This is a genomic window from Cupriavidus sp. SK-3, assembly GCF_000611145.1.
Lineage (GTDB): Bacteria > Pseudomonadota > Gammaproteobacteria > Burkholderiales > Burkholderiaceae > Cupriavidus.
The window spans coordinates 12145-34500 of the sequence record NZ_JFJV02000198.1 but is presented as its reverse complement, the minus strand read 5'-3'; the positions used below and the strand labels follow the sequence as shown (position 1 = coordinate 34500).

The window sequence follows — 22356 nt, the reverse complement described above, 5'->3', positions numbered from 1 at the left end:
CTCGGCCGGGATGCTCGGATCGACCTCGAAGCCCGGCAGGATGGTTTGTTCGATCTGGCGCTTGATCAGCCGCTCGATGTCGCGCAGCAAGGCGGTTTCATCCACGCAGACCAGCGAGATCGCCTCGCCCTCGGCGCCGGCGCGGCCGGTGCGGCCGATACGGTGCACGTAGTCTTCGGGCACGTTGGGCAGGTCGTAGTTGACCACGTGCGGCAGCTGGTCGATGTCGATGCCGCGCGCGGCGATATCGGTGGCCACCAGCAGGCGCAGTGTGCCGGCCTTGAACTCGGTCAGCGCGCGCGTGCGGGCCGACTGGCTCTTGTTGCCGTGGATCGCCAGCGCCGACAGGCCTTCCTTGTCGAGCTGCTCGGCCAGGCGGTTGGCGCCGTGCTTGGTGCGGGTGAACACCAGCACCTGGTGCCAGTCGTTCTCGCGCACGAGGTGGGCCAGCAGTTCGCGCTTGCGCTCGCGGTCCACCGGGTAGACGCGCTGCGCCACGGTCTCGGCCGTGGTGTTGCGGCGCGCGACTTCGATGGATGCGGGATTGTCAAGCAGACGGTCGGCCAGGCCACGGATCTCGTCGGAGAAGGTGGCCGAGAACAGCAGGTTCTGGCGCTTCGGCGGCAGGACGTTGAGGATCTTGCGGATGTCGTGGATAAAGCCCATGTCCAGCATGCGGTCGGCTTCGTCCAGCACCAGCATTTCCACGTGCGAGAGGTCGATGGTGCGTTGCGACAGGTGGTCGAGCAGGCGGCCAGGCGTGGCCACCACGATATCGACACCGCGCTTGAGTTGTTCGATCTGCGGATTGATGCCCACGCCGCCGAACATCACCATCGAACGCAGCTTGAGGTACTTGCCGTAGTTACGGACGCTTTCCTCGACCTGGGCAGCCAGTTCGCGGGTGGGGGTCAGGACCAGCGCACGCACCGGCAGGCGCTGTCCGCGCGCGGGTTCGCGGGCAGCCGGGGATTCGGACAGCAGTTGCAGCAGCGGCAGCGTGAAGCCGGCAGTCTTGCCGGTGCCGGTCTGCGCGCCGGCGAGCAGGTCGCCCCCCTTGAGGATGGCGGGAATCGCCTGCGCTTGAATCGGAGTCGGCGTGGTATAGCCCTGTTCGGCCACGGCACGCATAAGCTTGTCGGACAAGCCAAGATCGGAAAAAGACATGAATTGACGCTTCGGCCGCCCTTTGCGCATGTGGTGCGCCAATCGCGGGGGCGACGTGAGTGAGAAAACCGAAAACCGGAAAAGAGCGACCGGCGAAACGAGGCGACTGCCCCCGCTTCTTTAGGAGGAAAGACCGCTAGTGTACCAGCCTGGCGCTATCGCGCGCGGCAGGCGCCCCGATGGGCCCGATGGGTCCGGGTGGCGCTGCGCTATCATGGCGGCCAGGCACGCCCTGGTCCCGCCTGGCCGTGCCCCCGCGGGCACGGGCATGCCCGGCCCGGATCCATCCTCCCCCCCGGATGACGTCACGATGCGGTTCAGGTTCATCGAAGACCAGGAAGTCACTCTCTTTACAGCCATCCCGGTAGGGATCGCCGCTGCCATCGTCACCACCCTGTTCAAGGAAGCGCTGGACGCCAGCGGCTACGTGATGTTTGGCACGCATGCGGATATCGTCACCGTATTTGCCGGGCTGGCGCTGGCCTGGCGGGTGCTGATCCCGACCCTCGGCGGCGTGGTCGCGGGCTTGCTGCTGACCGCCGCGGCCAGGCTCAATGCGGCACAACCCGGCGTTTCCGACTATATGGAAGCAGTCGCCAGCGGCACGGGGCGGCTGCCTGTACGCATCACATTGCTGCGCGCGCTGTCGTCGTTCTGCTCCATCGTCACCGGCAGCTCGGTCGGTAAAGAGGGCGCGATGATCCAGCTCGCCGCGCTGTGCGGCTCGCTGTTCCCGTCGGCGCGCGGCAGAGCCGGCCCCGATGGCGACACCAACCTGAGGCGCATGCTCACGGCCTGCGCCGCGGCAGCGGGGCTGGCCTCGGTGTATCACACGCCGCTGTCGGCCGCGGTCTTTGTCGCCGAGGTGGTGTTCGGCGCGGTGGCGGTGCAGCGGCTGATGCCGCTGTTCCTGGCCTCGGTGGCGGGCACCGTGGTCAGCCAGCTGCACGGCGGCCTGCAGCCGCTGTACCCGGGCCTGCATGTACCGTCTGACATGCTGCACGCGCCGATGCTGCTCGCCGCCGTGCTGCTGGGCGTGCTGGCCGGTGTCGCGGGCGCCCTCTTCATGCGCGCCTCCAGCCTGGCCAAGGGCGCCTTCGCCCACGTGCCGGGCGGCATGGTGCCGCGCCTGGCGCTGGGCGGCGCCCTGGTGGGCGTGCTGGCGATCTGGGTGCCGGAGGTGGTAGGCAATGGCTACTACACCATCCAGTCGATCCTGATGGCGCATCCCCTGAGCGTGTCGCTGGCGGCCGTGCTGCTGGCCAAGCTGCTGGCCACCGTGCTCAGCATGGGCTCGGGCGCGGTGGGCGGGGTGTTCACCCCTTCGCTGTTCGTCGGTGCCGCGCTCGGGCAATTGCTGGCGCCCGCCGTGCCGGGAGGCAGCGGCGCGCCGCTGCTGCCGCTGGTGGGCATGTGCGCCTTCCTGGCCGCCACCAGCCAGGCGCCGCTGATGTCAGTGCTGATGGTGTTCGAGATGACGCTGGCGCCGGCATTGCTGCTGCCCGGCATGATCGGCGCGGCGGCGGCCTACTACACCGCCTCACGCTGCCAGACCTTATCCCTGTACAGCGTGGTGGCCGAGCGTACGCAAGCCTCGGCTGCGGCGGACCGCGCGCGGGCGCTTACGCTGGCCGGGCTGTGCGAGCCCACCGACACCACGATCGGCCCGGACGCGACGCTGGGACAGGCCAGCGACAAGTTCGCCGAGACCGGCACGCGCTACCTCTATATGGTGGCGCCCAATGGCTGCCTGCTGGGCGCGCTGTCGATCCACGCCGTGCAGCGCGCGCTGCGCGAGCAGCCGGATGCCGACCTGTTTGCGCTGTGCGAACGCGACTTCCCCACGCTCACCCCCGAGTCGCGCCTGCCCGACGCATTGAGCCTGTTCACCCATCATGCGCTCAACCGCATCCCGGTGATCCGCGATAACGGCGGGCGCGAACTGATGGGGACGGTCTCAAAGCGGCGTGTGCTGCAGGAAGCATCCGGACTGTTCTAGGCCAGCGCGGGCGGCGGGCGACCGGGTAGAATACCGGGTTGCCCGGCCTGCGCCAGGCGCGGCGGCACGGTGCGCGTAGACTTGGCTGGTGCGCCGCTTGCCGCGGACGACCCGCATCGCCTTCGTTTCCCGAACCGTTTTTCGCCGGAGCCTCCATGTCAGCCAACCGTGCCGCGCGCCCTGCCCTGTTCCTGCGGGCGACCCTGCTTGCCGCATCGCTCGCCACATGCGCCGCGCTGCTGCCGGTAACGGCACACGGGCAGGCGCCGTTGCGGGTGATCCCGGCCGACGCGGCGAAAGCCCGGCTGGTGCTCGCCGCGCCGTCGCCCGGCGCGCCGCAATCGGCAACGCTGGACGGCAAGACCGTTGGCGTGGCGCCCGGCCTGCGGCTGTTCGGCACCGACAACCAGTTGCTGCCCATCGCGGCGGTGGCCGGCCAGAAGCTGCCGGTGCGGTTCAAGCTCGACCTCTACGGCCAGTTGCTGACGGCCTGGGTGCTGAGCGAGCAGGAACAGAAAACCGCGCAATGATCGTCGTCCGGGACGCGGCAACGTGCCGTGGCTCCCGGATTTGTTGAGTCCCCATAAAACCCTGATGCCCCCAGGTCAACCACTGAGATCGGCACCATGAAAAAAGTCTTCGTCAAAACCTACGGCTGTCAGATGAACGAGTACGACTCGGACAAGATGGTCGACGTGCTCCACGCCGCCGAAGGCCTGGAAAAGACAGACAACCCCGAAGATGCGGACGTGATCCTCTTCAACACCTGCTCGGTGCGCGAAAAAGCGCAGGAGAAGGTGTTCTCCGAACTCGGCCGCATGAAGGCGCTCAAGGCGCTGAAGCCCGATCTGGTGATCGGCGTGGGCGGTTGCGTGGCGAGCCAGGAAGGCGCCGCCATCGTCAAGCGCGCGCCCTATGTCGATGTGGTGTTCGGCCCGCAGACGCTGCACCGCCTGCCCGCCATGATCGACCGCAGCCGCCAGACCGGCCATTCGCAGGTGGACATCTCCTTCCCCGAGATCGAGAAGTTCGACCACCTGCCGCCGGCGCGGGTCGAAGGCCCGAGCGCCTTTGTCTCGATCATGGAAGGCTGCTCCAAGTACTGCAGCTACTGCGTGGTGCCTTACACCCGCGGCGAGGAAGTCTCGCGCCCGTTCGAGGACGTGCTGGCCGAGGTCGCCGGGCTGGCCGGGCAAGGCGTGCGCGAAGTCACGCTGCTGGGGCAGAACGTCAACGCATACCGCGGCGCCATGGGCGACACCAGCGAAATCGCCGACTTCGCGCTGCTGATCGAGTACGTGGCCGAGATCCCCGGCATCGAGCGGATCCGCTACACCACCAGTCACCCGAAGGAATTCACGCCGCGGCTGATCGAGCTGTACGAGCGCTGCCCGAAGCTGGTCAACCACCTGCACCTGCCGGTGCAGCATGCGTCCGACCGCATCCTGATGGCCATGAAGCGCGGCTACAGCGTGCTGGAGTACAAGAGCATCATCCGCAAGCTGCGCGCGCTGCGACCGGACATGTCGCTGTCGTCGGACTTCATCATCGGCTTCCCCGGCGAGACCGAGGCGGACTTCGACAAGCTGATGGCGATGATCGAGGAGATCGGCTACGACACCTCTTTCTCCTTTATCTTCAGCCCGCGCCCCGGCACGCCGGCGGCCAACCTGGCCGACGACACGCCGCACGAGGTCAAGCTGCGGCGCCTGCAGCACCTGCAGGCCACCATCGAGGAAAACGTGCAGCGCATCAGCAAAGGCATGGTCGGCTCGGTGCAGCGCATCCTGGTGGAAGGCCCGGCGCGCAAGGACCCGACCGAGCTGCACGGCCGCACCGAGAACAACCGCGTGGTGAATTTTGCGCTGCCGGGCGTGCCCCAGGACCGCCGCGACCGCATGGTCGGCGAGATGGTGGACGTGGCCATCACCGAAGCCTTCCCGCACTCGCTGCGCGGCGAAATCGTAGTGCGCCAGTAATCCAGGCCGCGTTGCGCCACTTGTTCCCAGATGAAAATTCCCTCAGCCGAATTCGTCGCCCCCAAGGACGACAACACCCGCCTGCAGAACCTGTGCGGGCCGCTTGACGAAAACCTGCGCCAGATCGAGCAGGCCCTCGACGTCACCATCCTGCGCCGCGGCCACCGCATGACGGTGCGCGGCGCCTACGCGCGCGACGCTGCCGCCGCGCTGGAGCGCTTCTATAACCAGGCCCGCACAGCGCTGTCGATCGACGACGTGCAGCTCGGGCTGGTCGAAGCGCGCCAGGTCGCCGCGCACGGCGCCTATGTGCCGGACGGCGCCGGCGGTGCCGAGGCCGACGCCCTCGAGGACGAATCGCCCGTACTGCACACGCGCCGCGCGGGCCTGCACGGGCGCACGCCAATGCAGCGCGACTACCTGCGCAATGTGCTCTCGCATGACCTCACACTGGGCATCGGCCCGGCCGGCACCGGCAAGACCTACCTGGCCGTGGCGTGCGCGGTGGACGCCCTGGAACGCGACTCGGTCAAGCGCATCGTGCTGACGCGCCCGGCGGTGGAAGCCGGCGAGCGCCTGGGCTTCCTGCCCGGCGACCTGGCGCAGAAGATCGACCCCTACCTGCGCCCGCTGTACGACGCGCTGTACGATCTGCTCGGCTTCGACCGCACGCAGAAGATGTTCGAGCGCCAGATGATCGAGATCGCGCCGCTGGCCTATATGCGCGGGCGCACGCTGAACCACGCCTTCATCATCCTGGACGAAGCGCAGAACACCACGCCCGAGCAGATGAAGATGTTCCTGACCCGGATCGGCTTCGGCTCCAAGGCGGTGATCACAGGCGACACCACCCAGATCGACCTGCCGCGCGGCCAGAAGAGCGGCCTGGTGGAAGCGCAGCACGTGCTGCGCGAGGTGCGCGGCGTGGCCATGACCCGCTTCACCAGCCTCGACGTGGTGCGCCATCCGCTGGTGGCACGCATCGTCGATGCCTATGACGAATATCACGCTCAACACCGAGACGCTTAACCGAACGCAACATCGTGAACGCAAACTCCTCCCCCGCCAGCCTGATCCTGTTTGACGCCGACGGCCGCGCGCGCAAGACCCAGGCGCACGCCGTGCGCGTGCAACTGCCTGACGGCCGCAGCATCACCGTGGACCTCTCGCAAGCCGCCGACGGCGTGCTCGCGCTGCTGGCCGAGCACACCGACGACCGCCAGCAGGCCGGCCTGCTGGTGCGCCCGGACAACCATGACGCGCTATCCGTGGCCGTCACCGCCACGCCCGTGGTCACCACCACCGGCACCCCAGCCACGCCCCCGTCGCTGGAACTCGCGCTGCAGTACGGCGAGGNNNGGGGGTGTCAGGGGCCGGCGCGGCCTGCCGACGCAGCGCAAGGTGCAGACCTGGGCCAAGTCAGCGCTGTACGCCGATGCCACGCTGACCATCCGCTTCGTCGGCGAGGAAGAAGGCCGCAGCCTGAACCGCAGCTACCGGGGCAAGGACTACGCGACCAATGTCCTCACGTTTGCCTATGCGGAGCATGAGTCCGATCCGGTCAGCGGCGATATCGTGCTGTGCTGCCCGGTGGTGGAGCAGGAAGCGCGCGAGCAGAAGAAGCCGCTTGAGGCGCACTATGCGCATCTGATCGTGCACGGCGTGCTGCATGCGCAGGGCTATGAGCACGAAGAGGACGCTGAGGCGGAGGAAATGGAAGCCATCGAGACGGAAACGCTGCAAGCGCTCGGCTTCGCCGACCCGTACCAGGCAGATGTCAAAAACAAGGTCTGAAAGCCAGGTGTAGCCGCGATTCCCGCCCCCACGGCGGGAATCACCCACCCGCGATGCGAAGCGAGCCGTCAAGGTGTACCTGGCCGCAGGGGTGGTGAAACTGCAGTTGCTTTTGACCTTGAAGTTAAGCAGTTGAAGCAGAAGTCGCAGTTTCAAACCCCACCCCAACACCCCCCGTCACAGATCCCAAACCCTTTTAGTGTATCCTTCAACCGATATCCACCCCGCGCTCGCCGCGCCATGAACGACCCTTACCCCAGTTCGAAGTCAGCCGACCGTCCCCGATCCCTGCTCGAACGGCTCTCGGATTTCATCTCCCCCGAGCCCGATACCCGCGCTGAATTGCTCGAGGTGCTCCAGGATGCGCATGCGCGCAACCTGATCGACGCCGACTCCCTCTCCATGATCGAGGGCGTGTTCCAGGTTTCCGAACTCACCGCGCGCGACATCATGGTGCCGCGCGGCCAGATGGACACCGTCAATATCGCCGACGCGCCGGAGAGCTTCATCCCCTTCATGCGGCAGACGGCGCACTCGCGCTTTCCTGTCTACGAAGGCAGCCGCGACAACATCATCGGCATCCTGCTGGCCAAGGACCTCTTGCGGTACTACACCGACGAGGAATTCGACCTGCGCGAGACCCTGCGCCCGGCTGTATTCATCCCCGAATCCAAGCGCCTCAATATCCTGTTGCGCGACTTCCGCATCAACCGCAACCACATCGCGATGGTGGTGGACGAGTATGGCGGCGTCGCCGGCCTGGTCACCATCGAGGACGTGCTGGAACAAATCGTGGGCGACATCGAGGACGAGTTCGACCTTGACGAGGATCATGACAAGATCGTGCAACTGCCCGATGGCGGCTGGCGCGTGCATGGCCTGACCGAGATCGAGCAGTTCAACGAAACCTTCGGCACGCACTTCTCCGATCACGACGTCGACACCGTGGGCGGCTTGCTGAGCAACCACCTCGGCCACGTGCCGCATCGCGGCGAAGTGGTGATACTGCCCCCGATGCGCTTCGAAGTCCTGCGCGCCGACGCCCGCCAGGCTCACCTGCTGCTGGTGCGCCGCGAGGCCCCGCTCAACCCGCCCGAAGTGGACGGCGCATGAAGCGCTTGCTCCAGGCATGGCCCGGCGCCGCCAGCGCCGGGCGCGACAACGCGCGCGGCGTGAGCCTGCCCCGACTGTTGCTGGCCGCCGTCCTGGGTGTCGCCCATACCCAGGCCTACGCGCCCCATACCTGGTGGTGGCTGCAATTGCTGTCGCTGGCTGGGCTGGTGGCGCTGGTCGCCGATGCGCCCCGCACCCGCGGCGCGGCCACGACCGGCTACGCCTTTGGCCTGGGCTGGTTCCTCTCCGGCGTGTGGTGGCTCTATATCAGCATGCACGTCTATGGCGAGATGCCAGCCTGGATGGCGCTGCTTGCCGTGCTGCTGCTTGCCGGCTTCATCGCGCTCTTTCCGGCGCTGGCCGCCGCGACATGGCACTGGCTGATGGCGCGCCGGACGCGCGCGGCCTCCGTGACGCTGCTGGCGCCGCTCGCCTTCGGCGCGGCCTGGGGGCTGTCCGAATGGCTGCGCGGCGTGATGTTCACCGGTTTTCCCTGGCTGTCGAGCGGCTACGCCCATACCGATGGTCCGCTGGCCGGCTTCGCGCCGCTGATCGGGGTCTACGGCATCGGCGCGCTGGCGGCAACTGTGGCTGCATTGCTGGTGGCAGCGGTGCGCGGCTTCGGCAGCGCCGGCCCGGGCGGCAAGCGCACCGGCGCGCTCGCCCTGGCGGGAGCCGTGGCGCTGCCGCTGGGCGGCGCCGCGCTGGTGCCGGTCGCCTGGACTATCGCGGCCGGCAAGCCCATTGCCGTGCGGCTGCTGCAGGGCAATGTGGCACAGGACATCAAATTCGAACCAGCCGGCGTGCAGCGCTCCATCGAGCTATACCGCGACCTGATCACGGCCGCCCCGGCCGATCTCGTGGTCACGCCCGAGACCGCCTTCCCGGTGATCCTGCAGGACCTGCCCGTGGACATCGCCATCGCGGTGCGCGACTTCACCGTGGCCAGCGGCACCACCGTGCTGTTTGGCGCCGCCGGGGCGGATTCACCGGTCGATTTCACCAACAGCGTCTTCGGCCTGGGTCCGCTGACCGAACGGCTGTATCGCTACAACAAGCACCACCTGGTGCCGTTCGGCGAGTTCATTCCCTTGGGTTTCCACTGGTTCGTGGACATGATGAAAATGCCGCTCGGGGACTTCCGCCGCGGCGGACTGGACCAAGCCCCGCTGCCGGTGCGCGGCATCATGGTGGCACCCAATATCTGCTACGAGGATCTGTTCGGCGAGGAAATCGCCGAGACGCTGCGCAGCCAGCCGGTGCCGGCCAATATCCTGGTCAATGTGACCAACCTGGCCTGGTTCGGCGACACCATTGCGCTGGACCAGCATCTGCAGATCTCGCGCATGCGCGCGCTGGAAATGCGCCGGCCGATGTTGCGTTCGACCAATACCGGGATGACTGCCGTGGTGACGCCGGACGGCGTGGTGGCCGCGCGCTTGCCAGCCTTCACGGTCGGCACGCTCACCGCCAATGTGCAGGGCACACAGGGTCTCACCCCTTATGTGCGCTGGGGAAATATACCGGCGCTGGCAGCCTGCCTGCTGGTGCTGGCCCTGGCGGCCTGGCGCCGCCGCCAGCAACGCTGACGGCGGCCGGGCCGGCAGACGGGCCAGCAGACGGGCCAGCAGGCTTGTCAGGCTGCCAAGCCAGCCACAGCCGACAGCAAGGCGGCGGCTATCATCACTGCGATGGCGACGAGATAAGGCTTCCGAGAAAGTAGCGACATGACCGGTGTCCCCCTGATGAATTGATTCGGACGGTTTCGGCTGTTATGCACAGCTCTGCTTAATACTGTATACAAAAACACTAACGGCCAGTATCCGGCAGAGCTTTAGAGGGCTTCGGTGTTTACCCGATTCGTTGCAAAACGCCGACACCACATGCCAGCCCCGCGGGCGGGATTGGATGCCGTGACTCATGCAAGGGTCGTGCCGATGGCGGGCAGCCCGAAAAAAACCGATAGAATTCAGGGTTTGGCACGATCTTCGTGAGGCGCCGTGGCAACTTTGCCGCCCGGCGCCCGCCCTTGCTTGCTTGCTGGCCTGTGTGCAGGCCCTTACTAGTCTTCGCTTATGCTGACCTTCCAACAAATGATCCTCACCCTGCAGGCCTACTGGGACCGGCAGGGCTGCGCACTCTTGCAACCCATCGATCTGGAGGTCGGCGCCGGCACCTCGCACGTGCATACCTTCCTGCGCGCGATCGGGCCAGAGCCGTGGCGCGCCGCCTATGTGCAGCCGTCGCGCCGCCCCAAGGACGGGCGCTATGGCGAGAACCCCAACCGCCTGCAGCACTATTACCAGTACCAGGTCGTGCTCAAGCCCGCGCCCGAGAACATCCTCGAGCTGTACCTCGGCTCGCTGGAAGCGCTGGGCCTGGACCTGAAGCAGAACGACATCCGCTTCGTCGAGGACGACTGGGAAAATCCCACGCTGGGCGCATGGGGCCTGGGCTGGGAAGTCTGGCTCAACGGCATGGAAGTGACGCAGTTCACCTATTTCCAGCAAGTGGGCGGTATCGACTGCAAGCCCATCACCGGCGAGATCACCTACGGCATCGAGCGCCTGGCGATGTACCTGCAGAAGGTCGAGAACATCTATGACCTGGTGTGGACCGAGTGGGAAGAAAACGGCAAGACGCGCCGCCTGACCTATGGCGACGTCTATCACCAGAACGAAGTGGAGCAATCCACCTACAACTTCGAGCAAAGCAATACCGAGATCCTGTTCCGCCACTTCGCCGAACACGAAGCGGAAGCCAAGCGCCTGATGGGCGCCGCCGAGGCGAAGCAGGACGCCGGGCAGGCCGCGCCGGCCGACGCCGCCAAACGCCTGCCGCTGCCCGCCTACGAGCAACTGCTCAAGGCCGCCCACACCTTCAACCTGCTGGACGCACGCGGCGCGATCTCGGTCACCGAGCGCGCGGCCTATATCGGCCGCATCCGCAACCTGTCGCGGCTGGTGGCCCAGGCCTACTATGACTCGCGCGAGTCGCTCGGCTTTCCGATGTGCGAACGCGAGGCCGCCGCATGACCCGCGCAGCGCGCAGCGCGCTGCGCGGATGCGCTGCCCTGGCGATGCTGGCCCTGGGAGCGTCCGGCGCCGCCCAGGCCTCGGCGCCCGTGCCGAGCCCGCAGGCGCTGTACCTGCCGGCCGACCTGTCCAATGTCTGCGAAGCCAATCCGCAGGCACTGCAGCAGGCCATCGACCGGCACTGGCACGGTGCCTTCGGCCCGAACAACTCGCTGGACCAGTGGACCCAGCTGGTGCGCACGTTCTCGTGCGACCTGTCGGGCTCCAGGGATCTGGGCTGGCACCGCGTGCCGCTGCGCGCCTATGAAAGCGCGATCCGTTACCCGCTCACGTGGACCGAGACCGAGACAGTGAACGGCCGGGTACGCCGCCAGATCAAGACGTACTACTCGGCCGCGCAGCTGCCGCCCAAGATCGATTTCTGGGTAAGTGGCCGCATCGACGAGATCCGCTACGACAAGCGCCTGCGCCGGCTCGATGCCCGCTTCTTCGCACCGCGTCCCGCCCCCGGCACCCGCGGCAGCAGCACAAGCAGCGGCGGCAGCACGGACAGCGAGTGCGTAGCGACCACGCTGCAATTCCGCCAGCAAAACGGCCTGTGGCTGTTGTCCGGCATAGAACCTACTATTGCACCGCGCTGCTAAGGCGCAGCGCGTGCCACAACTTGTTGGAAACGATTCATGTCGCAAACCCTGACCGATTCGAACGATACGCTGCTGATCGAGCTGTTCACCGAAGAGCTGCCGCCCAAGGCGCTGGCGCGCCTTGGCGACGCCTTCGCGCAGGGCCTGTTCGCCGGCCTGTCCGAGCGTGGCCTGCTGGATGACGGCGCCGCCGTCATCTCTTTCGCCACGCCGCGCCGACTGGCCGCGCAAGTCACCGGCGTGCGCCGCAGCGCGCCCGACCGCGAGCAGCGCGAAAAAGTGCTGCCGCTGACGGTGGCGCTGGACGCCAACGGCGAGCCGACGGCGCCGCTGGCCAAGAAGCTGGCCGCGCTGGCCAAATCGGTGGGCGTCGAAGCGATCGACTGGCAAACCCTGGAGCGCGCCTCCGACGGCAAGGCCGACGCCTTCTTCTACCGCTACACCGCGCGCGGCGCCGAACTGGTTGCCGGCCTGCAGGCGGCACTGGACGACACCATCGCCAAGCTGCCCATCCCCAAGGTGATGAGCTACCAGCGTCCGGACGGCAGCACCGTGCATTTCGTGCGCCCCGCGCACCGTCTGGTGGCCCTTCTCGGCACCGAAGTGGTGCCGGTCAGTGCATTGGGGCTCCAGGCAGGCAGGACCACCCAGGGCCACCGCTTCCTGTCTGGCGGCGAGATCGAGATTGCCCGGGCCGGCGACTATGCCGCCGTGCTGGAATCGCAAGGCCGCGTGCTGGCCAGCTACACCGAGCGCCGTGAACGCATTCGCAACGCGCTGCTGGAGCAGGCCGGCGCCGACCAGGTCGTCATGCCCGAGGCCCTGCTCGACGAAGTCAATTCGCTGGTGGAATGGCCGGTGGTCTATCCTTGCCATTTCGAGGAGGTCTTCCTCGAAGTGCCGCAGGAATGCCTGATCCTGACCATGCAGACCAACCAGAAGTACTTCGCGCTGACAGATGCCGAAGGCCACCTGCGCAACCGCTTCCTGGTGGTTTCCAACCTGGCCACGGACACGCCGGAGTCCATCATCAGCGGCAATGAGCGCGTGGTGCGCCCGCGCCTGGCCGACGCCAAGTTCTTCTTCGACCAGGACCGCAAGAAGACCCTGGCCTCGCGCGTGCCGCAACTGGCCAATGTGGTCTACCACAACAAGATCGGCTCGCAGCTCGATCGCGTGCAGCGCCTGCAGCAGATCGCCGGCCACATCGCCGACGCGATGGGCGCCGCCGGCATCGCCGTGGAAAAAGCGGCCGCCATGCGCGGCGCCGAACTGGCCAAGGCCGACCTGCTGACCGACATGGTCGGCGAGTTCCCGGAACTGCAGGGCACCATGGGCACGTACTACGCGCGTCACGACGACGAAGCCGAATCCGTGGCGCTGGCCTGCTCCGAGCACTATCGCCCGCGTTTTGCCGGCGACGCCCTGCCGGCCGGCCCTGTGAGCCTGGCTGTCGCGCTGGCCGACAAACTGGAGACGCTGGTCGGCATCTGGGGCATCGGCCTGTCGCCCACCGGCGAGAAGGATCCGTTCGCACTTCGGCGCCATGCTCTCGGCATCCTGCGCATGCTGGTCGAGACGCCGCTGCCGCTGTCGATCGGCGCACTGCTGGAACTCACCCAGCAGGCCTTCGCCGGCATCGCCGCGGTCAAGCCCGCGCAAGCCGCGATCGCCGACTTCCTGTACGACCGCCTGCGCGGCTACCTGAAGGACAAGGGCTACACCACCAATGAGGTGGAAGCCGTGGTGAGCCTGCGCCCGCAGCGCCTGGACGACATCCTGGCCCGCCTGGAAGCGGTGCGCACCTTTGCCGCGCTGCCCGAAGCCGAAGCGCTGGCCGCGGCCAACAAGCGCATCACCAACATCCTGCGCAAGAACACCGACCCCATTGGCACCGTGCAGCCGGCGCTGCTGCAGGAAGCCGCCGAGAGCGCGCTGCACAAGGCGGTGGAAAGCGTGCGCCCGCAGGTGGACGCCGCCTTCGCCAACGGCGACTTCGCCACCGCGCTGCGCGACCTCGCGCAGCTGCGCGCGGCGGTCGACCAGTTCTTCACCGACGTCATGGTGATGGCCGAAGACGCGCAACTGCGTGCCAACCGGCTGGCGCTGCTGGCCTCGCTGCACGTGCTGGCCAATCGCGTGGCCGACATCTCCAAGCTGGCCGCCTGAGCGGCCGGGCACCATAACGGGAGGCCATCATGCCGCAGACACCGCCCAAGCTTGTCGTGCTCGATCGCGACGGGGTCGTCAACCTCGACAGCGACCAGTTCATCAAGACGCCGGACGAATGGATCCCCATCGATGGCAGCCTGGAAGCGATCGCCGCGCTCAATCAGGCCGGCTATCGCGTGGTGATCGCCAGCAACCAGTCCGGCATCGGCCGCGGCCTGTTCGAGATGAGCGCGCTCAACGCCATGCACGAGAAAATGCACAAGGCGCTGGCCAATCTCGGCGGACGCGTCGACGCGGTCTTCTTCTGCCCGCATACGGCGGCGGACGGCTGCGATTGCCGCAAGCCCAAGGCCGGGATGCTTGAGCAACTGGCCGAACGCTTTGGCGTAGAGCTCAAGGGCGTGCCGCTGGTAGGCGACTCGCTGCGCGATCTCGAGGCGGGGCTGGCGGTGGGTTGCGCCCCGCACCTGGTGCTGACCGGCAAAGGCGCCACGACCGAGAAAAAGGGCGGCCTGCCGCCCGGCACGCTGATCCACGACGACCTGCGCGCTTTCGCGCGCTGGCTGCTCACCGGCGATGGCGCTCCGCGCCAGGCCGGTTCCTGAACCCAATTCCCGCACCGATGATTTTCCTCCGCTCCTTGCTGTTCGCGTTGTTCCTTCTGGTAGTGACGCCGCCGTATGCCTGCGCGTGCTTCATTGTCTTTCCCTTCATGAATGCCGACCGCCGCTACCGCTTCGTGCGCGGCTGGCCGCGGATGGTCACCGCCGCGGCCGCCGTGATTTGCGGCATTCGCTACCGCTACGAAGGCCGCGAGCATTTCGACGGCATGCTCGACAAGCCGGTCGTGGTGCTGTCCAAGCACCAGTCGGCGTGGGAAACGGTGGCTTACCTGGCCACGCTGCCCAAGCCGATGTGCTTCGTGTTCAAGCGCGAACTGCTGATGGTGCCCTTCTTCGGCTGGGCGCTGGGCATGCTCAAGATGGTGCATATCAACCGCAAGGAAGGCACACGCGCCTTCGCCTCGGCCGTGCGGCAGGGCAAGGAGCGGCTGTCTGAAGGCGCCTGGATCATCATGTTCCCGGAGGGTACGCGCACGCCATCCGGCCTGGAGAAGACCCGCTACAAGAGCGGCGGCGCCCGCCTCGCGGTGGAAACCGGCGCGTGGGTGATTCCGATGGCCGTCAACTCCGGGCGGCTGTGGCCGCGCAACTCGTTCCTGAAATATCCCGGGATGATCACGGTCTCCGTCGGCGCGCCGATTTCCTCGGCCAACAAGACCGCGGACCAGGTCAACCAAGAGGTTGAGGCGTGGATCGAACGAGATATGCGTAGAATCGATGCCGAGAGCTACCGGAGCAAAACGCCCGCATGAAATTGCTGCGCCCGTCCCCCGATGCCCCCGGCTCCCAGATGGAGCTGCCGCTGTCGGACGCCCTGACCGGCGCCGACATGGCACCGGGTATGGCACCGGGGGTCGCGCCTGCGCAACCGGTCCCGCCCGCCTCGCATCCGTGGCCACAGCCGCAGCCCAATGCGCGGCTGCTGCTGGTGGGCGAACGCAGCGTGCACTACACGCTCAAGCGCTCGTCGCGTCGTACCATCGGTTTCACCGTGGACGACCGTGGCCTGTCCATCACGGCGCCGCGTTGGGTGACGCTGGCCGACATCGAGTCCGCCATCTTCGAAAAACAGCGCTGGATCTTCAACAAGCTGGGGGAATGGCAGCATCGCGAAGCCCGGCGCGTGCTGCCCACCGTGCAATGGCGCGAAGGCGCGAACCTGCCCTTCCTGGGCAAGCCCATTACGCTGAAACTCGAATCGCCCACCGGCGTACTGGTGTTCGACGCCGACAGCCGCATTCTTCATCTTGCGCTGCCTGTGCATGCCGATGAGCAGCAGATCAAGGATCGCGTGCAGGGGTGGCTTCAGCACCAGGCCAAGCGGCTGCTGGCGCAGCGGCTCGATATCTACGCCGATAAGCTCGGCGTGCGGCACAGCGCGTTTGCGCTGACATCGGCCGCGACGCGCTGGGGCAGCTGCACCGCCGACGGCAAAATCCGGATGAACTGGCGGCTGATGCATTTTCCCTTGTCGATGATCGACTATGTGGCCGCGCATGAGCTGGCGCATCTCAAGGAGATGAACCATAGCCCCAGGTTCTGGGATACCGTGGCATCGATCTTTCCGGAATTCCGGGATGCCCGGGCGCAATTGAGGGCGCATCCGCCGGAATTGCTGCCGACGTTCTGAGCCCAGCCTCCTGGCCTGGCACACCGCCAGGCGCGTGGCAAGGTGCCGGCCGCAACCCTGCAATGCGAGTATCAGACCCTTGATTTCAAACGGAAAAATGGCGATCCGCGCCAGCGGCATACCCGCCTTGCGCATCCCGTTTAGAATATCCGCCCCATTCAAGAAAAATCATATCCCTCCCAAAATGCGACTCCTCCACACCATGCTCCGCGTCGGCGACCTGCAACGCTCGATCGACTTCTACACCCGTATCCTCGGCATGCAACTGCTGCGTGAAAGCGACAACACCGAATACAAGTACCGCCTCGCCTTCGTCGGCTACGGCCCGGAATCCGAAACGGCCGTGCTTGAGCTGACCTATAACTACGGCGTCGACAAGTACGAAATGGGCACCGCCTACGGCCATATCGCGCTGGAGACCGACAACGCGGCGGCCACCTGCGAGCGCATTCGCGCCGCCGGCGGCAATGTCGTGCGCGAAGCCGGCCCGGTCAAGGGCGGCACCACGGTGATCGCCTTCGTCGAAGACCCCGACGGCTACAAGATCGAACTGATCGAGCGCAATTCCACGCGCGACGCCAGCCGCCCCTGAAGTGAGCGCCCAACCGCTCACCCGGCGCCCGCTCGACGGCATGGCCATCACCCTGATGGTCGTGCTCTGCCTGGCATGGGGGCTGCAGCAAGTGGTGATCAAAGTGACAGCGCCGTCGATGGGCGCGGTGCTCCAGGCTGGCGTGCGCTCAGCGGTGGCGGCCTTGCTGGTGTTCGGCTTCGCTGCCTGGCGCCGCACGCCGCTGTGGCAGCGCGATGGCACGCTGGGCGCGGGGTTGCTGGCCGGCCTGTTGTTCGGCGCAGAGTTCTTCTGCATCTTCGTTGGCCTTGGCCACACCACCGCTTCGCGCATGGCGGTGTTCCTCTATACCGCGCCGATCTTCACCGCGCTCGGGCTGCACATGACCGTCGCCGGGGAACGGCTGCGGCGCTGGCAGTGGGTTGGCGTGGGGCTGGCCTTCTGCGGCATGGCGCTGGCCTTTGCCGATGGCATCGCCGCGCCTGCGGCGCATGGCGGCAGCACGCTGCTGGGCGATGCGCTGGGCATCCTTGCCGGATTCCTGTGGGCAGCCACCACGGTGGTGGTACGTGCCAGCCGGCTGGCATCCGCGCCGGCCAGCAAGACGCTGCTCTATCAACTGGCCGTGTCGGCGGTGATGCTGCTGGCCATGGCGCTTGCCGCCGGCCAGCACCTCCACGCGCGGGTTGACGGCCTGGTGCTGGCGAGCCTGTTCTACCAGTCGGTGCTGATCGCCTTTGCCAGCTACCTGGCGTGGTTCTGGTTGCTGCGCCAGTATCTGGCTTCGCGCTTATCGGTGTTTTCGTTCCTGACGCCGCTGTTCGGCGTGGCATTCGGCGTGGTGCTGATGCACGATGCCGTCGGCATGCGGTTTGCCGTGGCGGCGGTGCTGGTGCTGGCCGGCATCGTGCTGGTCAACCGGCGGGCCTGAGCGAACGCGCCCGGCTTACCGCGCGATAGACGCAAAAGATGCAAAAGACGCAAAAGAGCCGGCATGTGCCGGCTCTTTTGCTACGCCCGCGCGGATGCGCCGGGGTTAGAATCTGAACATGCCGAGCGCCTCGCGCACTTCGTCCAGCGTCGCCTGGGTAACGACGCGGGCCTGCTCCGTGCCCTGCTTCAGGATATCGAATACGTGCTGCGGATCCTTTGCCAGTGCCTCGCGGCGCTCGCGGATCGGCGCCAGCAGTGCCTGCAGCACGCCCTCCAGCCGGCGCTTGAGCACCATATCGCCCAGTCCGCCGCGCCGATAGTGTTCCTTCAGTTCGGCCACTTCATCGACCGCCTCGTCGAAGGCATCAAGATAGGTGAACACCATATTGCCCTCGACCTGCCCCGGATCCGACACCTTGAGGTGGTTAGGATCGGTGTACATGCGCATGACCGCTTCCTTGATCTGCTCAGGCGTGGCCGCGAGCGGGATCGCATTGCCTTGCGACTTGCTCATCTTGGCCTTGCCGTCGACGCCGGGCAGGCGGCCGAAGCGCGGGATCAGCGCGGCGGCTTCGGGCAGGACCTCGCGGCCAACCTGGTGGTTGATGCGGCGCACGATCTCGTTGGTCTGCTCGATCAGCGGCGCCTGGTCCTCGCCCACCGGCACCACCTGGGCCTTGAAGCCGGTGATGTCGGCCGCTTGCGAGGCCGGGTAGCACAGGAAGCCAGCGGGGATATCGCGTCCGAAGCCACGTGCCTGGATCTCTTCCTTGATGGTGGGATTGCGCTCCAGCCGGGCCACCGTGACGAAGTTCAGGTACATCAGGGTGAGTTCTGCCAGCGCCGGCAGGTGCGACTGCACCGTGATGGTGGTCTTGGCCGGGTCGATGCCGACCGCCAGGTAGTCGAGCGCCACCTCCAGCACGTTGCGCCGCACCTTTTCCGGATCGTGCGCGTTGTCGGTCATGGCCTGGGTGTCGGCCAGCAGCAGATATTGCTTGTGGGTGTCCTGCAGCGCCACGCGGCTCTTGAGCGAGCCAACGTAATGGCCAAGGTGAAGCTGGCCGGTGGGGCGGTCGCCGGTGAGGATGACCTTGCGCTGGGGCGCCTGCGTTTCGCTAGTCATGGCATTTCCTTCGGTAAGAGAAGCGCCGCGGGGGCCGGTCAGCGGGGGCACAGGCCTGCCGACCGGGCTGCGGCGGCTAGAGTCGGGATCGGGGGATGACGACGTGCCGCTGCCTTCAGCAGCGCCACCAATGGGGCATGGGCGCGCGCATCATCAGGGCGTGGCCTCGAGTTGCCGTGCCAGTCCTACGTATTCGGCGACGGGGACTTCCTCCGCGCGCCGGGCCAGGTCGAAGCCAAGCGCGTCGAAATCGACCTGGTCGCGCAGCATCGACAGCGTATTGCGCAGGACCTTGCGCCGCTGGGAGAAAGCCGCGGCCACCACATCGCCCAGCACTGTCAGGTTGCAGGCGGGATAAGGCGAGCGCAACAGGCCGTCGGCTTGCCGCGGCCAGGGAATCATGCGCACCACGGCGGAGTCGACCTTGGGCGGCGGATTGAACGACGCCGGCGGCACGTCGAGCACATGCTCCATGTGATAGCGCACCTGGAGCATGATCGACAGCCGCCCGAAAGCCTTGCTGCCGGGCTCGGCCACCATGCGCTCGACCACTTCCTTTTGCAGCATGAAGTGCTGGTCGCGCACCTGGTCGGCGAACCCGGCCAGATGGAACAGCAGTGGGCTGGAGATGTTGTACGGCAGGTTGCCGACGATGCGCAGCGGCCTGCCGGCTTCACACAGCTTGCCGAAATCGAAAGCCAGCGCATCGCCCGCGTGGATCACCAGGCGATCGCCGTAGCGGCGCCGCAGACGCTCAACCAGGTCGCGGTCGAGCTCGACCACCTGCATCTGCGGCAGGCGCTCCAGCAGCGGCTGGGTCAGCGCGCCGAGACCGGGGCCGATCTCGACCAGGACATCGCCAGGCTGCGGGTCGATGGCACTGACGATGCCGTGGATGATGCCGTCATCGACCAGGAAGTTCTGTCCGAATCGTTTGCGGGCCACATGGCCCTGGTGTACGTTGGAACGCATAGTTGGGTCTCGCTCGGGCGTCAGCGTGTTGCCGCCAGCGGCGCGGCGCGCGGCCGGCCGTTGGCGTGGCCGGCCATGGCGATGGCGCTGCGGATCGCCTCGATCATGCTGCCATGCTCGGCCCGGCCGCTCGCGGCCAGGTCGAGCGCAGTGCCATGGTCGACCGATGTGCGGATAAAAGGCAAGCCCAGCGTGATATTCACGCCGTGGCCGAAGGTACCGTACTTGAGCGGCGCCAGGCCCTGGTCGTGGTACATCGCCAGCACGCAGTCGGCCCCGTCGAGATGGCGGGGCTGGAACAGCGTGTCGGCGGGGTATGGGCCGCGTGCGTCGATGCCCGCGTCGACGGCGTGGGCCAGCGCGGGGATGATCACGTCGATCTCCTCATGGCCCATGTGGCCGCTTTCCCCGGCGTGGGGGTTCAGGCCTGTCACCAGGATGCGCGGGCGGACAATGCCGAAATGGTGGCGCAGGTCGGCGTCGACGATGGTCAGCGTCTCCACCAGCATGGCCACCGTCAGCGTATCGGGCACCGCGCGCAATGGCAGGTGGGTGGTGGCCAGCGCCACCCGCAGCATGGCGTTGGCATGCGCGGGCTGCGGGCCGGCCAGCATCATCACCACGCGCGGCACGCCGGCGCGTTCGGCAAGGTATTCCGTGTGGCCGGTGAAGGGCACGCCGCCATCGTTGATGGTGCTCTTCTGCACCGGCGCGGTCACCATGCCGGCATAGCGCGGCGTGCCGTGCGCGCCACCGGTGCAGCCGTCGATCGCGGCATCGAGCAAGGCCAGCACGTAGGCCCCGTTGCGCGCATCGAGCCGGCCGGCTTCGCACGGCACGTCCAGTGCGATGTCTTCGCTCACCACGCTGCCGTCCGCCAGCCTGTGCGCCCAGGCCTGCGCCACGCCCAGCGCCGCGGCACGCGCGGCCAGCAGGCGCGCGTCGCCCAGTACGTGAAAGCGCACTTGCGGATGCTCGCCCGCAAGTTGCAGCAAGGCACCCACGGTGACGTCGGGACCGATGCCGGCGGGTTCCCCGGTGGTGATGGCTAGCGCGAGCGGCTCTGACATGGCGGCAATGCTTTCTGTTTAGCGTGTTTAGCGTGTTTAGCGCTGGCGGTTGACGCGGTATTCCACGTAGGCGGCCTGGCGCAACTGGCGCTGCCAGTCTTCATAGGCCGCGCGCAGCTTCTGCTCGCGTACCTCGGCACGGGCGAAATCACGCTGCTTCTCCGGCGAAACTTCGGTCTCGCGGCGATTGACCACCAGGATCAGGTGGACACCAAACTGGCTGACCACGGGTTCAGACACCTCGCCCGGGCGCAGCCGGTTCATGGCCTGCTCGAACTCCGGCACCAGTTCGCCCGGCGATACCCAGCCGAGGTCGCCGCCGTTCGACGCCGATCCGTCCTGGGAGAATCGCTTGGCCGCTTCGCCAAAGTCTCCGCCGTGGGTAATGCGGTCCCGCACCGTGACCAGCTGGCGGCGCGCTTCGGCCTCCGGCATGTTGGGGCCGGTACGGATCAGGATATGGCGTACCTGGGTCTGGGTAATCTTGTCGGCGGCAGCCGGGCTCGACGATGCCGCCGGCGCGCTGCGCTTGGCCAGCAGCTTGAGCACGTGGAAGCCGTTGGCGCTCTCGATCACTTGCGGCGCCACGCCACCGACCTGCAGGTCAAGCACGGCATTGGCGAACAGCGCCGGCAGCCGGCCGATCTCGCGGAAGCCAAGCGAGCCGCCCTTGGCGGCCTCGGGCGCATCGGATGCCTGCGCCAGCTCGGCGAAATCCGCGCCACCCTGGACCTGCTTGAGCAGCCCTTCAGCCTTGGCGCGCAAGGCCGCCTTCTGCGCCTCCGAGGCGTCTTCCGGCACGCGCACCAGGATCTGGGCCACGTTGTATTCGGTGGGGCCGGCGGCGGTCGCGCCCTGTCCGCCATTCGCCGCGAGATAGTTGTCGATCTCGCCGTCGTAGACCTGGATCTTGGAATCCACCTCGCGCTCGCGCAGGCGGATCACCTGGACCTGCTTGCGCAACTCATCCCGGTACTTGGTCCAGGTCATCCCGGTGCGCTCGACCTGGCTGCGCAGGTCGGTCACGCTCATCTTGTTCTGCTGCGCCACGGACTCGATGGCGCGGTCGACTTCCTGGTCCGTCACCTTGATGCCGGCTTCCTGCGCGGCCTGCGTCTGCACGCGCTCCATCACCAGGCGCTCCAGCACCTCGCCCAGCAGGTCGGCACGCGCCGGCACCGGCCGGTTGGCCTGGCGCAACTGCGATTCGATATCGTCGGCGCGGTCCAGCAGTTCACGCCGGGTAATCACACTGCTGTTGACGATCGCCACCACCTCGTCCACCAGTTGCGAGCGCTGGGCGCTCGTGCCAGGCTGCGATACGCCCAGGCGCGGCTGGCTGGGCGAAGCGGCGGCGCTGCCACCGGCCTGGGGCATGAAGATGCCCGTGGCCTTCTGCCCGGGCGCCTTCAACTGCGCCGCGGCGGGCAGCGCGAAAGCGGCCAGCAGCGCGGTCAGCAAAAGGCCTTGCCAGCCGGTCAGGCGGGACGACATGGAGGAGATCGCGGTGAATTCTTGACGTTTCATC

At 67.0% G+C, this 22356-nt stretch carries 20 protein-coding genes and 1 pseudogene; 16 read left to right on the top strand and 5 right to left on the bottom strand.

What is annotated here, in order from left to right; all coding sequences use genetic code 11:
• Positions 1–1167, bottom strand: a 1167-nt coding sequence (locus CF70_RS19290) for a DEAD/DEAH box helicase (protein WP_035868056.1), incomplete at its 3' end; no start/stop codon positions are given.
• A gap of 310 nt (positions 1168–1477) precedes the next feature.
• Between CF70_RS19290 and CF70_RS19285 the strand changes: the two genes are divergently transcribed.
• From CF70_RS19285 to CF70_RS19215, 16 genes and pseudogenes are all read left to right on the top strand, one after another.
• Positions 1478–3166, top strand: coding sequence for a ClcB-like voltage-gated chloride channel protein (locus tag CF70_RS19285; RefSeq protein WP_035868046.1), 1689 nt, complete (start codon positions 1478–1480; stop codon positions 3164–3166).
• A gap of 155 nt (positions 3167–3321) precedes the next feature.
• Entirely contained in the window at positions 3322–3696 is a 375-nt protein-coding gene (locus tag CF70_RS19280; RefSeq protein ID WP_035868043.1) for a hypothetical protein, read from the top strand.
• Positions 3697–3792: 96 nt separating this feature from the next.
• Positions 3793–5145, top strand: a complete 1353-nt coding sequence (gene miaB / locus CF70_RS19275; protein WP_035868040.1) for a tRNA (N6-isopentenyl adenosine(37)-C2)-methylthiotransferase MiaB — start codon at positions 3793–3795, stop codon at positions 5143–5145.
• A 30-nt stretch (positions 5146–5175) separates the two neighbouring features.
• Positions 5176–6174: a PhoH family protein gene (locus CF70_RS19270; protein ID WP_035868037.1), complete on the top strand. Its 999-nt coding sequence runs from the start codon at positions 5176–5178 to the stop codon at positions 6172–6174.
• A gap of 14 nt (positions 6175–6188) precedes the next feature.
• Positions 6189–6501, top strand: a pseudogene (locus CF70_RS38055) (rRNA maturation RNase YbeY); the annotation flags it as partial.
• Positions 6502–6504: 3 nt separating this feature from the next.
• On the top strand, positions 6505–6939 hold a 435-nt coding region (gene ybeY, locus CF70_RS38050; protein WP_235185124.1), incomplete at its 5' end, for an rRNA maturation RNase YbeY.
• A gap of 240 nt (positions 6940–7179) precedes the next feature.
• On the top strand, positions 7180–8052 hold the full coding sequence (locus CF70_RS19260; protein ID WP_035868036.1) for an HlyC/CorC family transporter: 873 nt from the start codon (positions 7180–7182) through the stop codon (positions 8050–8052).
• Positions 8049–9641: an apolipoprotein N-acyltransferase gene (lnt, locus tag CF70_RS19255; RefSeq protein WP_035868034.1), complete on the top strand. Its 1593-nt coding sequence runs from the start codon at positions 8049–8051 to the stop codon at positions 9639–9641. Before CF70_RS19260 ends, lnt begins: the two co-directional genes overlap by 4 nt.
• 486 nt (positions 9642–10127) lie before the next feature.
• The gene (gene glyQ, locus CF70_RS19250) at positions 10128–11087 is read left to right on the top strand and encodes a glycine--tRNA ligase subunit alpha (protein ID WP_035868032.1); all 960 of its coding nucleotides are present in this window, start codon (positions 10128–10130) and stop codon (positions 11085–11087) included.
• The gene (locus tag CF70_RS19245; RefSeq protein WP_035868029.1) at positions 11084–11731 is read left to right on the top strand and encodes a hypothetical protein; all 648 of its coding nucleotides are present in this window, start codon (positions 11084–11086) and stop codon (positions 11729–11731) included. Before glyQ ends, CF70_RS19245 begins: the two co-directional genes overlap by 4 nt.
• A gap of 36 nt (positions 11732–11767) precedes the next feature.
• The gene (glyS, locus tag CF70_RS19240; RefSeq protein ID WP_035868027.1) at positions 11768–13900 is read left to right on the top strand and encodes a glycine--tRNA ligase subunit beta; all 2133 of its coding nucleotides are present in this window, start codon (positions 11768–11770) and stop codon (positions 13898–13900) included.
• Between the two features lie 29 nt (positions 13901–13929).
• Positions 13930–14508 (top strand): D-glycero-beta-D-manno-heptose 1,7-bisphosphate 7-phosphatase, encoded by a 579-nt coding sequence (gene gmhB / locus CF70_RS19235; protein ID WP_035868025.1) that lies wholly within the window; start codon positions 13930–13932, stop codon positions 14506–14508.
• 17 nt (positions 14509–14525) lie between these two features.
• Entirely contained in the window at positions 14526–15278 is a 753-nt protein-coding gene (locus tag CF70_RS19230; RefSeq protein ID WP_035868023.1) for a lysophospholipid acyltransferase family protein, read from the top strand.
• Positions 15275–16156, top strand: coding sequence for a M48 family metallopeptidase (locus CF70_RS19225; RefSeq protein ID WP_035868020.1), 882 nt, complete (start codon positions 15275–15277; stop codon positions 16154–16156). The genes CF70_RS19230 and CF70_RS19225 overlap by 4 nt, the downstream gene beginning before the upstream one ends.
• Positions 16157–16340: 184 nt before the next feature.
• Complete coding sequence (gene gloA / locus CF70_RS19220) at positions 16341–16748, top strand: lactoylglutathione lyase (RefSeq protein WP_035868018.1); 408 nt, start codon at positions 16341–16343, stop codon at positions 16746–16748.
• 40 nt (positions 16749–16788) lie between these two features.
• Positions 16789–17658: a DMT family transporter gene (locus tag CF70_RS19215; RefSeq protein WP_051648667.1), complete on the top strand. Its 870-nt coding sequence runs from the start codon at positions 16789–16791 to the stop codon at positions 17656–17658.
• 105 nt (positions 17659–17763) lie between these two features.
• Here CF70_RS19215 and trpS read toward each other — a convergent pair whose 3' ends face one another.
• The 4 genes from trpS to CF70_RS19195 form a co-directional block, all read right to left on the bottom strand.
• The gene (gene trpS / locus CF70_RS19210; protein WP_035868015.1) at positions 17764–18786 is read right to left on the bottom strand and encodes a tryptophan--tRNA ligase; all 1023 of its coding nucleotides are present in this window, start codon (positions 18784–18786) and stop codon (positions 17764–17766) included.
• 153 nt (positions 18787–18939) lie between these two features.
• The gene (rsmA, locus tag CF70_RS19205) at positions 18940–19758 is read right to left on the bottom strand and encodes a 16S rRNA (adenine(1518)-N(6)/adenine(1519)-N(6))-dimethyltransferase RsmA (protein ID WP_035868013.1); all 819 of its coding nucleotides are present in this window, start codon (positions 19756–19758) and stop codon (positions 18940–18942) included.
• Between the two features lie 20 nt (positions 19759–19778).
• A complete protein-coding gene (gene pdxA / locus CF70_RS19200; protein ID WP_035868010.1) occupies positions 19779–20828 on the bottom strand; it encodes a 4-hydroxythreonine-4-phosphate dehydrogenase PdxA in 1050 nt (349 codons plus the stop codon).
• 36 nt (positions 20829–20864) lie between these two features.
• Positions 20865–22355, bottom strand: coding sequence for a peptidylprolyl isomerase (locus tag CF70_RS19195; protein ID WP_035868054.1), 1491 nt, complete (start codon positions 22353–22355; stop codon positions 20865–20867).
• Position 22356: the final 1 nt, after the last annotated feature.